We start from the raw sequence: 14556 nt of genomic DNA, 5'->3' as shown, positions 1-14556 counted from the left end.
CAGCCGCGTCCGCTTCCGCTTCCGCTTCCGTGGATCAGTTGTAGACGCCGAATTCGTAGAGCGAGTAGCCGTATCCGGTGCCTCGCTCCGTGCCGTTGACCCGCACATAACGGCCCGAGCCGTTCACGTCGAAGTCGTCGACGCCGCCGTTGCCGCCGCGCACCTCGTGCACCGTCCTCCAGTTCCGTCCGTCGTCGGAGGTCTGGATCGTGTACGTCTTCGCGTACGAGGTCTCCCAGGTGAGCTGGACGTGCTTGAAGGAGGTGATGGAGCCCAGGTCGACCTGGAGCCACTGCGGGTCGCTCCAGTCGCTGGCCCAGCGGGTGCCCTGCTTGCCGTCGACGGCGTTGGCGGCGGTGCACGGGCAGTCGCCGCTGCCGGGCTGGAAGGAGGAGGCGGTCGCGGTCTTGCCCAGGGCGACGTTCGTGCCGTCGACCGGCGGTACCACCACGCGCACGGACCGTGTCTCGATGCCGACGTTGCCCTTGCCGTCGGAGACCTTGACGTAGATCTTCCAGACGCCGGGCTTGTCCGGTGCCGTGACCTTCAGACGGCCCGATCCCAGGTCCGTGGCGGTCAGCGGGGTGAGGTCCTTGTTCTTGTCGATGTACATGCTGTTGGCGAGCACTTCGTAGGAGAGCGTGTCGCCGTCGGGATCGCTGACCTTGGTCGTGAGCGTGAGCGGGCCGCCCGCGGGGACCTTGCCCGCGTCGCCGTCGACGGCCAGTTCGGAGATGACCGGCGGGGTGTTGTCACCGGCGGTGCTGCCCTTGTAGGCCTTCTTCACGGCGTAGTACGAGAGTCGCTTCTGGCCCGCGGGAAGCAGGTTGAACCAGACACCTCCGAAGTCGTACTCCGTGCCGTAGTGGAACATGGTGGCGCCCAGCGCGACACCTCGGTGGCCGGTGACGCAGTCCCAGGCCTTGGTGTATCCGGCGGCTTTGGCCTGGTCGGTGGGCTCCTGGGGAGCCCCGTTGGCGTCATCGGGGACCTCCCACTCCCCCGCGGGCCCGGTCTCGGTGACGATGTAGGGCTTGGTGTAACCGCCCTTCTCCCAGTCGGACTTGATCTCGCACGCTGCGTTGTAGGCGTTGACGGCGTAGAGATCGAGGTCCGGCGCGTTCTTCTTGTAGTAGGGCCAGGCCCCGGTCCAGGCGTCGGTGGAGGTCACGGGGTGGTCGGGATCCACCGCGTGGATCTTCTTGGCGACGTCGTTGACGAAGGTGGTGTACGCGTTGCGCTGCTTCTCCAGCTCGTCCCCGGCGTAACAGTTCTGCAGGCCGAGCACCGACTCGTTGCCCACGTTCCACATCAGGACACCGGGGTTGTCCTTGTAGGTGTCCACCCACTTGGGAAACTCATCGAGCATCTGGTTCTTGTACGCGGTGTCCGTGAGGTAGTTGACACAGCCGCCGCTTCCCGGGCCGCCGCCGGGCTGGAGCCAGAAGCCCGCGACGACCTTGATGCCGTGGGCGGCTGCGGAGTCGAACAGCGGTTTGCTGGAGGCGTCGGTGCCCCAGGTCCGGATGGTGTTGACGCCCATGGACCGCAGGTCGGGCATGTACTTGCCGGCGTCCGCGACCGATGGGCCCCAGGTCAGGCCCTTGACCTGGTAGGGCGAGCCGTCGACGGTGAGCTGCCAGTTGCCTTGCGAACCGGTCACCTTCACGACACTGCCGACCGCGTGCGCCTGCTGGGCGGGGAGCACGAGTGCGCCTGCCGCGAGCAGGCCCGCGGTCGCGGAGGCCACGAGGGTGCGTAGGGAGAGAGCGGTACCAGGTCTGCGCATGGAGGTCTCCTGGGCGAGGGGGGATGGGGAAGAGGAGAAGGAAGGGGGCGCGGGGGCACACCTGCGAAGGGCGGAAGGGAGCCCCGCCCTTCGCAGGCCGAGGTCACGGCAGTTCGTAGTTCTCGTCGAGCGCCGCGCCCGCTTCTGGGTGCGTCTGGTCATAGCCGCGCGGGTCGCATTGCAGGCCGCCGACGATGCAGTGATCCACCAGCGCCTTCTGCGTCGCGTCGTCCCACGCGCTGAAGAAGTCGTAGTGGAAGGAGTGGCTCGCGCCGCTCGCCAATCGGGCCTTCGACAGGTCCCCGTTGACGGGGAACGCCATCTTGAACTCGATCATCGGCAGGGCGACGGGGTGGCTGGTCGGGCAGATGTTGTCGTTGGTGCCGTTCTTGACGACCGGGTAGGCCATGTGGCTCTGGTGGTCGGGGGCGTCCAGCGACTTGCCGTCCCAGCAACTGGGCGCCTGGAAGCGGATGTTGAGCTGGGTGTCGGGCGTGGTGGGGCAGTCCTTGGGGAATGCGACGTTGAAGTAGCTGGTCCCGCACTCCCACCCTTCGACGAAGCCGGGGTGGTCGCGGAACTCCTGCGCGGTCTGCATCGGACTGCCGACGACGAACCTGAGCCCCTTGGGGAAGGGCCGCACGCTCGTGTAGTCGGTGACCCCGGCCTTGTAGTAGATCGTCTGGTTCCCTACGGGGCGTATCTCCTTGTCACCGTTGTACAGCGTGGGCATCCAGTACGCCGACCGGTCACCGGGGGCGAGGCACTTGGTGGCACCGGCGTCCAACGAGCCCGTGGTGCTGTGCGCGTTGGTCGTGGTGTTGCCCATGAACGTGTGGTCGTGCGACTTGCCGGGCTGTCCGGGATAGACCACGGGGTCGTCGGGAGCGGTGTGGGACACCGAACAGTGCGCCTGGAATTCATGGAAGTAGCGGTGCGGCGGCGCCTCGGCGGCCGGCTTGACTCCGGCGACGGGCGACTTCGCGGGGATGTACCCGTCCGCGTCGGCGTCGTCCGCCGATGCGCGAGTGGATGCGGCCATGGTGTGTCCCGCGTGCGCTGCCATGGCCTTCGGCGTACGGGACTGCGACGCGTTGTCGGCGCTCACCGCGATGCCGCCGATGCCGAGTGAGCTCACTATCAGGGCGCCCGCGATCAGCGCTCCTGAGATCGTTCTCGATCTCCGTGCCATGGAGACCTCCTGCCACGTGGAAGGGGATGGGGGGCCGGCCTTCCGGGAGCCGTGGCCGTGCGCTCCCGAGCACCGGGTGGGGACATGAGTGGCTGAGGGCGCGCCAACTGGCCGCCGACGGTCACCTGTTGCGGAGCGCCCGGACGGCAGCAGAGCCGAGAGAGCCGGGAGAGCGCTCTCCCGGAGTGTTCCCACCGTGACACGAGCGTGTCAAGAGACGGTGAACAACTGGGCGGCGCAGCCCGTGGCTCGGCGGCGCACCCATGGCGTACGAGACTGGCCACTCCCCCAGGTCCGAGAGTCCCGGTCCGCAACTGGCCGCAGACCAAAGGATGTTGGGGAACGACTGCTCCACGGACTCGCCTCGGCCGGACACCCGGGGAAGGCAGTGCGGGAGAGCGCTCTCCTTCAGCGCTCTCCCGGGATCCACAGGGCCGTCGAGCGGCCCGCGCGCTCACTCGAAGCTGTGCACCAGCTGGATGTCGCCGACGATGTGGGCGTTGAAGTCGTCGAGCTCCTTGGGGCCGGTCGGGCGCCACAGGGTCGTCGTCGCGGGCCGGCCGGTCATGGAAAATCCACCTCCGCGTCGGAAGCCGCCGAAGCGGCTGGTCAGGAGGTGGACGATAGCGGCACGGCAAGTGCGCGGGCCACGCCGTTAGTTGGGGGCTGTCAGTGTGCGGACCGCGGGTGCGGTCGTGCCGGTGCGGTCGTGCCGGTGCAGTCGTGCCGGTGCAGTCGTGCGGGCCCGGCCGAGGGAGCACCGGGCCCGCCATGAGCTTTTGTCAGCCGCCGTCGCACCTGAGGTCGGCGGGCCGCATGTAGCCGAGCTTCTGGCCGTTGTCGGTGCGCGAGACCTGCCACAGGGCGTCCACGCCCTGGCGGGTGCCGTTGACCGGGATGCCCGGGTCGAGATGACCGACGATCTCGGTCCACGGGTTGTCCCCGGCGTAGATCGGCGCGTCGGCGTGGGTGGCGTAGCACGTGCCGCCCGCCGCGGCGGTGCCGCCGAGCATCGGGAGAGCCAGCAGGCTCAGCGCCAGTACGGCGGTGAGTCGCGCCGCGCTCTCGCGCACCTGTCGGGTACGGGACATGGGGGCCTCCGCGGGTGGGCCGGTCTCCTCAGAGCCTGTGGGTGCTGGAGATGTCGGGGGCGACCACGCCGACACCGGCGCCGGGCGTCTGCGGGGCGCTGTCGGCCCACGGTTCGGTGTCGCCGATCTCGTCCAGCACCCCCGCGGCGTGGGCGGGCTCCCTCGTGTCGGCGGTGTCCGCTCCCTGCGGCGGGCTGATCGCGGCGATGACAGCCCCGGCGGCGAGGGAGGCAACGGCGAGTACGCTTCGCTTCTTCATACCGGGGTCAACTCCCTGCCGTCCGGAAAGGGCACGGCCTGACCGCGGAGATCACTACAGCGGAGGCTTTCGTTCCGGTCCGAGGCCGGTCCGAGGCATGGCCCCACGGCGCCTACGCTGTGCGGATGTTGGTCTACGCCCCGGCAGCGCTCCTGTTCCTCGTCTTCTGCGTACGCGTGGCGCGCGAACGCAGGAAGTTCAGCAATGCCGTGATCCTGGGGCTCGCCGTGCTCTGCGCTCTCGCGGCCTGGGTGTTCCAACTGGTCAGGTCCGGTTCGGCGTCGGGGCAGGCCGTCGCGTGGGCGCTGGTGGTCTTGGGGGCGCTGGGCATCCTCGTACTGACGTGTCTGCTCTTTTTCAACGGCCTCCAGATGGTGCGCAAGGAGGGCAGGAGCCCCACCAACCTGCTCTCGCTGCTGGCCGCGTTGTGCATCCTGGCCGTCGTCGCGCTGCTGGTCACGGCCGTGGTCGTGCGGACGCCGGTGTGGGTCGGGGTGGGCGCCGCGGCGGGTGGGCTTGCCGCCTATCTCTCGTTCCTGTTCCTGTGCTTCGTCTTCTACGCGTTCCTCTACGGGCGGCTGCGGGTGCGCCGCAAGGCCGACTACGTGGTCGTACTGGGCTCGGGGCTCGTCGGTGGCTCCACCGTGCCGCCGCTGTTGGCCAGTCGCCTCAAGCGGGCGCAGGCGGTGCACACGCGCCTGGCCAAGCGGGGCAGTTCTCCCGTGCTCATCACCTCGGGGGGCCAGGGGCCTGACGAGGACCTGCCGGAGTCCCACGCGATGGCCGACCATCTGATCGCCCGTGGCTTTCCCGCCGATCTGATCGAGCGGGAGGACCGCTCGACGACGACCGACGAGAATCTGCGGTTCAGCAAGGCGATCATGGAGAGGACGAAGCCGGACTACCGGTGCGTGATCGTCACGAATAACTACCACGCCTTCCGTGCCGCCCTCACGGCTCGGCGGACCGGGATCAGGGGCCAGGTGGTGGGCTCGCCCACCGCCGCGTACTTCTGGCCCACCGCGACGATCCGCGAGTTCACCGCGGTCCTCGTGGCCTACAAGCGGACCAATGCCGCCATCTGCCTGCTGCTCGTCCTCGGCGGGGTGCTCGCCTGGTGGCAGCGGAGCGTCTCCGGGTGAGGTGAGGCTGCTGCCGCCCCGGCCTGCCGCCTGCTGCCTGCCGCCTGCTGCCTGCCGCCTGCTGCCTGCTGCCTGCTGCCCGGCGCCTGCTCCTGCCGCCCCGGGGACGGTGAAGCGGGCTAAGAACGACCGCGGGGCTTGCCCCGCTTGCCGCCCTTGGAGGCGGCTGAACCGCTCCGTGCGTTCTTGCCGGTCGGCTTGCCGGTCTTTCCGGTCGGTTTTCCGGCCGTCGGCTTGCGCCGGGCGCCGCCCTTGTCGGGGCTCTTGCCCTTCGCCCCCGCCGGTGACGACGCGGCGGCGGGAGTCTGGGTGCGGCCGCGTGAGCTGTTGACGGTGCGCCCACGGACGATCCCGATGAAGTCCTCCACCAGGTCCGTGGTCGCGTCCTCCGGCCACGAGAGTGCGACCCGCGACTCGGGGGCTTCCGAGAGGGGCCGGTAGGTGAGGTCCTTGCGGTGGTGCAGGCGGGCGAGCGACTGGGGAACGGCGAGGACGCCCACGCCCGCCGCGACCAGTTCGATGGCGTCCGCCGTGGTGGCGGGGCGCTCGTTCGCTGCCTTTCCCGGCAGGTTCTCCCAGTGGAGGGTGTCGTCCAGGGGGTGCAGCACGATCTCGTCGGCCAGGTCCTCCAGGGACACTTCCTCGACCGCCGACACGACGTGGTCCTTGGGGATCACCACGACGGTCGTCTCGGTGTAGAGGGGGATCGCGCTCAGGTCCGTGCGGTCGACCGGCAGCCGGACGAATCCCGCGTCGGCGCCGCCGCCGCGCAGAAGCTCGAACGCATCGCCCGGGGAGACCGCGACGAGGGTCAGCGGCATGTCGGGCCGCCGCTCGTTCCAGATCCGCACCCATTTGGTGGGTGTCACCCCCGGGACGTACGCGAGCCTGAACGAAGGGGTCACTTGCGAGTCTGTCACCCCGCCAGGTTACCGGTCGTGGTCGGCGGTAGCTCACATGCTCGATACCCTGGGGACCATGACGTCGCACCAGACCACCCAGACCATGAAGCCCGCGACCGCGGCGAAGAAGCTGGGTGTGTACCTCGAGGCCACCCCCGCCGAATTCCAGGAGGGTGTCGTCTCGCGCACCGAGCTCAACGCCCTGCAGACCGAGCCGCCCGAGTGGCTCCAGGAGCTGCGCCGCAACGGCCCGCATCCGCGGCCGGTCGTCGCGTCGAAGCTCGGCGTGTCCATCGCCGGTCTCGCCCGTGGCGGGGTCACGGAGGCCCTCACCACGGAGCAGATCGACGCGCTGAAGACCGACAACCCGGAGTGGCTCCAGAAGGAGCGCGCCACCCAGGCCGAGGTCCGCAAGGAAGCGGTACGCATCAAGGAGAAGAACGCGGAGCGGGCCGAGCAGGACCGCCAGTCGCGTTCCTGACCTCGCTCGGACACGGGGCCCCCGGACACTGACACGGTCAGCCGGGGGCTCAGTCATGCCCGGACGCCCTGGGGCGGCGGCACCGCGGCCCCGCGCCCGCCCGGAGATCGGCTCCTGCGACGGGGGGCCCGGGTCCTGCGATGCTGGTGGTGTGGTCCTCTCCCCCGATTCCCCGGAACCGATTACCGCCGATCCGCCCGCCTCCGCCGAGAATCCGCTGCTCACGCAGTCGTGGCTGGATCTGGCTTTCGTGCACTGGGCCGTGGAACCCGCTGACGTGGCGCCGCTCCTTCCGGCCGGGACGGTCCCCGATCTGCACGACGGGGTCACCTATGTGGGCCTGGTCGCGTTCCGCATGCACCGGGTCGGCTGGTTCCGGCTGCCGGGCATCCCCTATCTGGGCACGTTTCCCGAGACCAACGTCCGCCTGTACTCGGTGGACGCCCAGGGCCGCCGGGGTGTCGTCTTCCGGTCCCTTGACGCCTCGCGCCTGATCCCGGTGGCGGTCGCGCGCGCCGCGTTCCGGCTGCCGTACCAGTGGTCGCGGATGAGCATCCGGCACCGCGGCGACACCGTCACGTACACGAGTGCCAGGCGCTGGCCGGGCCCGCGCGGGGCGCGCAGCCGTATCTCCGTGCGGGTGGGCGAGCGGGTCGAGGATCCCACCGCTTTCGAGCACTTCCTGACCGCCCGGTGGGGCATGCACAACACGTTCTTCGGTCGGCAGATGTTCCTGCCGAACGTGCATCCGCGCTGGCCGCTGCACCGGGCCGAGCTGATCGAGTGCGACGAGGACCTGGTCGCGGCGGCAGGGCTGCCGCGGCCGGTCGGGGACCCGGTGAGCGTGCTGTACTCGCCGGGCGTTCCGGTCCGGTTCGGGCGGCCTGCCCGGCCCGGCGGCATCCCGACCCCCTGAGGGCGCCCCGACGGCGTACGACGTCCCTGCGTACGACACCACTTCGTACGCCCTCACAGCGAGCTTGGGACGACGAACAGGCCCCAGGTGACGAGGGGGCCGACGACGCTGATGCCGAGCCCCCAGGCCATGAGGCGGCGGAAGACGAAGTCGCGTTGGTCCGCGGGGGTGTTGGCGGTTATCAGGGCTCCGCTGGTGGAGAACGGCGAGGCGTCCACCACGGACGCGGAGATGGCCAGGGCCGTGATGAGTCCGACGGCTCCCACCTCGCCGGCGAGCAGGAAGGGCACGGCCAGCGGGATCAGCGCGCCGAGCATGCCGGTGGTCGAGGCGAAGGCGGAGACCAGGGCGCCGATGAGGCAGATCAGCAGGGCGCCCACGAGAGGGGCCTGGATGGAGGCGACCTGCTTGCCGAGGTAGTCGATGGTGCCCATGCGCTCCATCTGGCTGACGTAGGTGACGATTCCGCAGACCAGGAGCACGGTCGACCACGCGCACCGGTCCACGGCGCCCTTGACCGACTTCGGGGAGACCAGCGAGAGGACGACGGTGATGGTGAGCGCCATCAGGCCGACGTCGAGGTCGAAGAAGAGCGCGCCGGCGACGAGGCTGAGCAGCCCGATGAGGGTGAGCGTGCGCGGGCCGTCGAGCCTGAGGGGCTCGTCCGGTGGCGTGGGGGCGGTGGTGGTGGCGACGGCGAGGGTGCGTCGGGGTGTCCCGCCCGCCTCGACCAATTGACCGCCCGGTCCGTCGGGTCCGCCCGGTCCGCCCGGTGGCGCTGCGTCGTCGTGCCGCTCGCTGCCTCCGTTGCCGTCGCCACCGCCTTTGTACGTCTGTGCTCGTTGCCCGAGCAATCGTCGTCCACCGAAGGCGAAGAAGACGATGACGCACAGCGCCACGTTGAACAGGAACGAGGCGGTGAACAGCAGGGCGGGGTTGCCCGGCAGGTCGTTGCGCTCGACCACGTTGTTGGTGATGCTGCCGAACACGCCGATCGGCGAGAAGCCTCCCGCGCTGGCTCCGTTGGCGATGAGCAGCCCCATAAGTACGGGGTTGATGCCGTAGGCGGCGGCGAAGCCGAGGCCGATGGGCGCGACGATGCCGACGGCGGCCGGGGTGACCGCGCCGACCGCCGTGAGGACGGCGGTGACGAGGAACATGACCCAGGGGATGAGGGCGATCCGGCCCCGCACCGCCTTCACGGCCGCGTCGACGAGCCAGTCCACTGTGCCGTTGTTCTTCGCTATGGCGAACAGAAGCGTGACGCCGACGAGCACGACGAACAGGTCGCCGGGGAAGCCGGAGAAGAGGTCGTCCGTCGACTCGTCCGCCACGGTGGAGCCGACGATGAACGCGGCCACGAGGGCGAGCGCGCCGAGGTGGACGGCGGAGAAGGTCGCGATGGCGAAGACAAGGACCAGGGCGATGATGGAGATGACTTGATCTGACACGAGGGCTCCCTTGCCGTCGGCCGATGGTCATGTCGCGGTGCGCCGGGGCGCGTGGCGAGGGGTGCGCACGGCGTCAAGAAGTGCGCGCGGCACCGAGGAGTGCGCGGTCGATGGGGGCGCGCACGGACGTCCACCCCGGGACCGAAGGAGCCCAGAGGGGATGACTAATTCCGCCTGACGGAATTGAGCTTTCGCAATGGGGAGTATTGGAGCGCGCTTCCCGGGGCGTCAAGGGGAACGCCCGAATGCGTTGCGCGGGGCGCCGCCCGCTAGCGCCCGGCCTCGGAGCCGCCCGCGACGCCCTGCCATGGATGCCCGAGGGCAGCGCTGACCTGCCGCGCGGTCTCGCTCACCAGCGCGCCGTACGCGGCGCTGGCCTCCTGTGTCATCCGGCTCGTCGGCATGTTGACGCTGATGCTCGCGACCGGCGTCCCCGACTCGTCCCGGACGGCGGCCGCGACCGCGGACACGTCGTCGCGCCACTCCCCGCCGTTGGTGGCGTACCCCCGCTCCCTGATGCGTGCGAGCTCGGCGAGCAGGTCTTCCCCGTCCGTGATGGTCGATCCCGTGAACTCTTCTAGTCCGGACGCCAGTTGACGGTTGATCACGTCCTGGGGGCTCGCCGCGAGGACCGCCTTGCCGTTCGCGGAGGCGTGGATGGGCAGCTGGGTTCCGAGGGCCAGGATGATCCGGACCGGCTTGGAGGTCTCCAGGCGCTCGATCAGCACCACCTTGTCGCCGTCCGGGACGGTCAGATGGACCGTCTCGTCGATGCGCCGCCGCAGCTCCTCCATGAGCGGCAGGGCGACGTCGCGCAGGCTCAACTCCCCCGTGGCGCGCCGCCCGACCTGGAGCGCCTTGGTGGTCACGACCCAGCGGGTGACCTCGCCGCCGGCCGGTCGGATCCAGCCCGCCGTGTGCAGCGTGAGCAGGGCGCGCTGCGCCGAGCTCTTGGGCAGATCGAGGCCGCGGGCCAGGTCCGCGACGCCGATCGGCTGCCGTGCGGCGACCTCTTCCAGTACGCGAAGTGCGTTGAGAACGCTCTGCATCCGTTGACTCCCCACCGGGTCGGCCCTACGCTCCCCGTGCCACCTTACGACACACCGTGCCACAATGCGGCACGCTTCTCAAGGGAGTTGGCCACATTGACCTCTCGATCCGGGCGGCACTTCCTGCAGATACCGGGGCCCACCAACGTCCCCGACCAGGTGCTCCGCGCCATGTCTGCGCCGACGATCGACCACCGGGGACCCGACTTCGCCGCGCTGACCACGGAGTTGCTCGCCTCGCTGAAGCCGGTCTTCGGCACCGCGGGAGACGTCGTGGTCTTCCCCGGCTCCGGCACCGGAGCCTGGGAGGCGGCCCTCGTCAACACGCTCAGCACCGGGGACCGGGTGCTGCACGTGGAGACCGGCCACTTCGCCACGCTCTGGCAGCAGATGGCCGCCGGGCTCGGCCTCTACGTCGACTTCGTGCCCGGCGACTGGCGCCACGGCGCCTCACCGGAGGCCGTCGCCGAACGCCTCACGGCCGACAGCGCTCGTACGATCAAGGCCGTCTGCGTGGTGCACAACGAGACGTCGACCGGCGTGACCAGCAGGGTGTCCGCGATCCGGCAGGCGATGGACACGACGGGACACCCCGCGCTGCTGCTCGTCGACACCATCTCCTCGCTGGGCTCGATCGACTACCGGCACGACGAGTGGGGCGTCGACGTCACCGTCGCCGGGTCCCAGAAGGGGCTGATGCTCCCGCCGGGACTCGGCTTCAACGCGGTGAGCGAGAAGGCCCTCGCCGCATCCCGCACGGCGCGGCTGCGCAGGTCCTACTGGGACTGGCAGCCGATCATCGAGGCGAACCGGCGCGGGTTCTTCCCGTACACGCCCGCCACCAACCTCCTCTACGGCCTCGCCGAGGCGCTGCGGATGCTCCAGGCCGAAGGGCTGCCCGCGGTCTTCGCCCGGCACGACCGCCACGCGGAGGCGACCCGAACCGCCGTGCGCGGATGGGGTCTTGAGGTGCTGTGCGCCGACGAACGCGAGTACTCGTCCTCGCTCACCGCGGTGCTCATGCCCGAGGACCAGGACGCCGACAAGGTGCGGAAGATCGTCCTTGAGCGGTTCGACATGTCCTTGGGGGCGGGCCTGGGCAAGCTCGCCGGGCGGATCTTCCGCATCGGTCATCTCGGCCACTTCAACGATCTGACGCTCGCGGGCACCCTCGCCGGGGTGCAGATGGGCCTTCAGCTGGCCGGTGTGCGCGTCGATCCCCGCGGGCTCACCGACGCCCTGGACGTCCTGCGCGCCCAGTGACGGCAACCGCCCCGCCCAACTCACCGTCCCGCCGAGGAGGTTGCCGAGCATGACCGTCACCGGGGGCGAGAGCCCCACGCACGACAGCGCCGAGAGCATCGAGAGCGCCGAGAGCCGGGACCGGGCCCGTGGTCTCCAAAGGGACCTGGTCAGGGATCTCGACGGAGAGGTCCAGTTCGACGACTACACCCGGCACTTGTTCGCCCGGGACGCGAGCATGTACGCCATCACGCCGATGGGTGTGGTCTTCCCCCGGCACGCCGACGACGTCGCCGCGGCGGTCGCGGCCGCCGCGGCCCACCGGGTGCCCGTCGTGCCGCGCGGGGCCGGGACCAGCCTGGCGGGCCAGACCGTCGGGCCCGGTCTGGTCCTGGACCTGTCCCGGCACATGAACCGCATCGTGGAGCTCGATCCCAGCAGCGGCACGGCTCTGGTCGAGGCCGGTGTCGTACAGGACCAGCTCAATCGCGCCGCGAGCCCGTGGGCGCTGATGTTCGGCCCGGACACCTCGACCAGCAACCGCGCCACCATCGGCGGCATGATCGGCAACAACTCGGCCGGCAGCGGGTCGGTGCGCTACGGCATGACCATCGACCACGTCCGCGAACTGGACGTGGTGCTCTCGGACGCGAGCCGGGTGCCCCTGGGCCGGGTCGACGAGGCCGAACGCGCCCACCGCGCCGCGCAGCCGACGCTCGAAGGCGCCCTCTACCGGGAGCTGCCCGAGATCGTACGGGCCAATGCGGCGGCCATCTCCGAGGGGTTCCCCGAGCACTGGCGCCGCGCCTGCGGCTACCGCCTGGACCGTCTCGCCCGCGAGAACGCCCCCTTCGACCTCGCCAAGTTCGTCGTCGGCTCGGAGGGGACGCTCGCCGTCGCGACGACGGCGCTCGTCGACCTGGTGCCCAAGCCGCGCCGCACGGTGATCGCCGTCGGGCACTTCACCTCGGTGGCGGGAGCCATCGCGGGCACGGAGGACGCGCTGGCCTGCGATCCGGCCGCCGTGGAGCTGATGGACCGTACGATCCTCGATCTGTCCCGGCGCAAGATCGAGTACGCGGCGCTCGGCGAGATCCTAGAAGGACGACCCGAAGCCCTGCTCTTCGTCTCCTTCACCGGCGACGAGGAGGGCGAGCTCCTGGACCGGATGCGGCAGCTCACGCGGCTGTGGTCCCGCCACGGGCACGGCTACCACACCCTCCAGGCGATCACCCCGGCCCAGCAGTCGTCCCTCCTGAAGGTCCGCAAGGCGGGCCTCGGCCTGCTGATGGCCGCCAGCGAGGGCACCCGGCGACCGCTCGCCTTCGTCGAGGACACCGCGGTCGACCCCGTCCATCTCGCCGACTACACCCGCAGGTTCAAGGACGTCCTGGACCGGCACGGCATGACCGCCGGGTTCTACGGCCACTGCTCGGTGGGCTGTCTGCACATCCGGCCCTATCTCGACCTCGCGGACCCGGCGGACGTCGGCCGGATGCGTGCCGTCGCGGAGGAGGTCAAGGACCTGGTCGCCGAGTACGGCGGGGTGAACTCCAGCGAGCACGGCGACGGTCTGGCACGCAGCGAGTTCAACCGGGAGATATTCGGCGAGAAGCTGTACGAGGCGATGCGCCAGGTCAAGCGGCTCTTCGACCCCGACGGCATCCTGAACCCCGGAAAGATCGTGGACGCGGCGCCGATGACGGACAACCTGCGCGACGCGGCGCTCGCGCCCGCCGAGCCGCTGCGCACCCGGCTGTCCTTCGAGGTCGTGGGCGGTGGCGGCATGCGGGCGGCGGCCGACCGGTGCATGAACATCGGCCTGTGCCGCAAGTCCGGCAGCGGCGCCATGTGCCCCTCGTACATGGCCACCCGCAAGGAGGAGGACTCCACCCGCGGCCGGGCAGGAGCCCTGGTCAAGGCGCTGTCCGAGCCGGACCCGAAGGCCGCGCTGGGGGACGAGCGGCTGCACGAGATCCTCGATCTGTGCCTGATGTGCAAGGCGTGCAAGAGCGAATGCCCCCTGGGCGTCGACATGGCCACCCTCAAGAGCGAGACCCTCTCGCACTACCACGACACTCACGGGGTGCCCGCGCGCACCCGTCTGTTCGGCGCGATCCGGCTCCTGAACCGTCTGGGGTCGGCGACGGCCCCGCTGTCCAACCTGCCGGGGCGCATCGCCCCGGTGCGCCGGCTGCTGGACCGCCTGGTCGGCATCGCTCCTGAGCGGCCGCTGCCGGTGTTCGTGCGCCGGAATCTGCTGCGCTGGTTCCGGCGGCGCACGCCTGCCGCGCGTCCGGTCACCCAGGGCACGGTCACCTATCTCGCGGACTCCTTCACCACGTTCACCGAGCCGGGCATCGGCCGTGCGGCCATCGAACTGCTCGAACGGGCGGGATGGCGGGTGCGGTTGGAGAGCGGGGGCTGTTGCGGCAGGTCCAGTCTCTCCAAGGGCCTGGTCGACGACGCGAAGAACAAGGCACGCCGACTCGCCCACCGTTTGCGGGAGTCGACCGAGGACGGTTCACCGATCGTGGGGTGCGAGCCCTCGTGCCTGATGACCCTGCGCGACGAGCACCGGGCCCTGCTGCCGGACGACACCGCCGTCAGGGACATCGCCGGGCGGGTGCGTCAGGTCGAGGAGCTGCTGGTGGAGGCCATCGACGAGGGGCGGCTGCGGCTGCGCGCCGATTCCTGGCTCGCCGGACGCAAACTGCTCTACCACGGTCACTGCCACCAGAAGGCGGAGGTGGGCACGGCCGCGACCGTCGCGCTCCTGAACCGCGTCCCGGGGGCGACGGTGTCCGAACTCGACGCCGGATGCTGCGGGATGGCGGGGTCCTTCGGCTTCGAGTCCGAGCACTACGAAGTGTCGATGACGGTCGGCGAGGACCGGCTGTTCCCCGCGATCGAGGCGGAGGACGCCGACACGGTCGTGGTGGCCACGGGTGTCTCCTGCCGCCAGCAGATCTTCCACGGCACCGAGCGCAACGCCTGGCATCCGGTGCAGCTGCTGCGGGAGGCGGTGGAAGCGGCGTGAGC

At 70.3% G+C, this 14556-nt stretch carries 12 protein-coding genes; 5 read left to right on the top strand and 7 right to left on the bottom strand.

Going from position 1 to position 14556, the window contains the following annotated elements:
* Positions 1 to 34: 34 nt before the first annotated feature.
* The 4 genes from ACZ6ZP_RS16450 to ACZ6ZP_RS16435 all read right to left on the bottom strand — a co-directional run bounded on the left by ACZ6ZP_RS16450 (position 35) and on the right by ACZ6ZP_RS16435 (position 4331).
* Positions 35 to 1789, bottom strand: a complete 1755-nt coding sequence (locus ACZ6ZP_RS16450; protein WP_469407209.1) for a discoidin domain-containing protein — start codon at positions 1787 to 1789, stop codon at positions 35 to 37.
* A 103-nt stretch (positions 1790 to 1892) separates the two neighbouring features.
* Positions 1893 to 2981, bottom strand: a complete 1089-nt coding sequence (locus ACZ6ZP_RS16445) for a DUF1996 domain-containing protein (RefSeq protein ID WP_469407208.1) — start codon at positions 2979 to 2981, stop codon at positions 1893 to 1895.
* 782 nt (positions 2982 to 3763) lie between these two features.
* A complete protein-coding gene (locus ACZ6ZP_RS16440) occupies positions 3764 to 4072 on the bottom strand; it encodes a hypothetical protein (protein WP_361472994.1) in 309 nt (102 codons plus the stop codon).
* Between the two features lie 28 nt (positions 4073 to 4100).
* On the bottom strand, positions 4101 to 4331 hold the full coding sequence (locus tag ACZ6ZP_RS16435) for a hypothetical protein (RefSeq protein WP_383824366.1): 231 nt from the start codon (positions 4329 to 4331) through the stop codon (positions 4101 to 4103).
* A gap of 125 nt (positions 4332 to 4456) precedes the next feature.
* On the opposite strand from ACZ6ZP_RS16435, the gene ACZ6ZP_RS16430 reads away from it, so the two are divergent.
* The gene (locus tag ACZ6ZP_RS16430; RefSeq protein ID WP_469407205.1) at positions 4457 to 5473 is read left to right on the top strand and encodes a YdcF family protein; all 1017 of its coding nucleotides are present in this window, start codon (positions 4457 to 4459) and stop codon (positions 5471 to 5473) included.
* Positions 5474 to 5592: 119 nt separating this feature from the next.
* Here ACZ6ZP_RS16430 and ACZ6ZP_RS16425 read toward each other — a convergent pair whose 3' ends face one another.
* The gene (locus ACZ6ZP_RS16425; protein WP_469407204.1) at positions 5593 to 6393 is read right to left on the bottom strand and encodes a LysR family substrate-binding domain-containing protein; all 801 of its coding nucleotides are present in this window, start codon (positions 6391 to 6393) and stop codon (positions 5593 to 5595) included.
* A 58-nt stretch (positions 6394 to 6451) separates the two neighbouring features.
* Between ACZ6ZP_RS16425 and ACZ6ZP_RS16420 the strand changes: the two genes are divergently transcribed.
* Positions 6452 to 6856 carry a DUF5997 family protein gene (locus tag ACZ6ZP_RS16420; protein ID WP_351155831.1) on the top strand — a complete coding sequence of 135 codons (405 nt, stop codon included), beginning with the start codon at positions 6452 to 6454 and terminating at the stop codon, positions 6854 to 6856.
* A 151-nt stretch (positions 6857 to 7007) separates the two neighbouring features.
* Positions 7008 to 7772 (top strand): YqjF family protein, encoded by a 765-nt coding sequence (locus ACZ6ZP_RS16415; protein ID WP_469407202.1) that lies wholly within the window; start codon positions 7008 to 7010, stop codon positions 7770 to 7772.
* Between the two features lie 53 nt (positions 7773 to 7825).
* Here ACZ6ZP_RS16415 and ACZ6ZP_RS16410 read toward each other — a convergent pair whose 3' ends face one another.
* On the bottom strand, positions 7826 to 9223 hold the full coding sequence (locus ACZ6ZP_RS16410; RefSeq protein ID WP_469407200.1) for an SLC13 family permease: 1398 nt from the start codon (positions 9221 to 9223) through the stop codon (positions 7826 to 7828).
* A gap of 269 nt (positions 9224 to 9492) precedes the next feature.
* Complete coding sequence (locus ACZ6ZP_RS16405; RefSeq protein ID WP_351155838.1) at positions 9493 to 10272, bottom strand: IclR family transcriptional regulator; 780 nt, start codon at positions 10270 to 10272, stop codon at positions 9493 to 9495.
* Positions 10273 to 10368: 96 nt separating this feature from the next.
* Between ACZ6ZP_RS16405 and ACZ6ZP_RS16400 the strand changes: the two genes are divergently transcribed.
* Both ACZ6ZP_RS16400 and ACZ6ZP_RS16395 read left to right on the top strand, forming a co-directional pair.
* Positions 10369 to 11535, top strand: coding sequence for a pyridoxal-phosphate-dependent aminotransferase family protein (locus tag ACZ6ZP_RS16400; RefSeq protein WP_383824354.1), 1167 nt, complete (start codon positions 10369 to 10371; stop codon positions 11533 to 11535).
* A 49-nt stretch (positions 11536 to 11584) separates the two neighbouring features.
* Entirely contained in the window at positions 11585 to 14554 is a 2970-nt protein-coding gene (locus ACZ6ZP_RS16395; RefSeq protein WP_469407198.1) for an FAD-binding and (Fe-S)-binding domain-containing protein, read from the top strand.
* The last annotated feature ends 2 nt before the right edge of the window (positions 14555 to 14556 follow it).

The organism is Streptomyces sp. NPDC054047 (assembly GCF_055585065.1).
This window is presented reverse-complemented; position numbering and strand designations above follow the sequence as displayed.

What these genes read in the sequence shown, in the direction of transcription:
- ACZ6ZP_RS16405 (WP_351155838.1), bottom strand. Translation starts at nt 10,272, where the DNA reads ATGCAGAGCGTTCTCAACGCACTTCGCGTACTGGAAGAGGTCGCCGCA.
- ACZ6ZP_RS16445 (WP_469407208.1), bottom strand. Translation starts at nt 2,981, where the DNA reads ATGGCACGGAGATCGAGAACGATCTCAGGAGCGCTGATCGCGGGCGCC.
- ACZ6ZP_RS16435 (WP_383824366.1), bottom strand. Translation starts at nt 4,331, where the DNA reads ATGAAGAAGCGAAGCGTACTCGCCGTTGCCTCCCTCGCCGCCGGGGCT.
- ACZ6ZP_RS16430 (WP_469407205.1), top strand. Translation starts at nt 4,457, where the DNA reads ATGTTGGTCTACGCCCCGGCAGCGCTCCTGTTCCTCGTCTTCTGCGTA.
- ACZ6ZP_RS16395 (WP_469407198.1), top strand. Translation starts at nt 11,585, where the DNA reads ATGACCGTCACCGGGGGCGAGAGCCCCACGCACGACAGCGCCGAGAGC.
- ACZ6ZP_RS16450 (WP_469407209.1), bottom strand. Translation starts at nt 1,789, where the DNA reads ATGCGCAGACCTGGTACCGCTCTCTCCCTACGCACCCTCGTGGCCTCC.
- ACZ6ZP_RS16420 (WP_351155831.1), top strand. Translation starts at nt 6,452, where the DNA reads ATGACGTCGCACCAGACCACCCAGACCATGAAGCCCGCGACCGCGGCG.
- ACZ6ZP_RS16440 (WP_361472994.1), bottom strand. Translation starts at nt 4,072, where the DNA reads ATGTCCCGTACCCGACAGGTGCGCGAGAGCGCGGCGCGACTCACCGCC.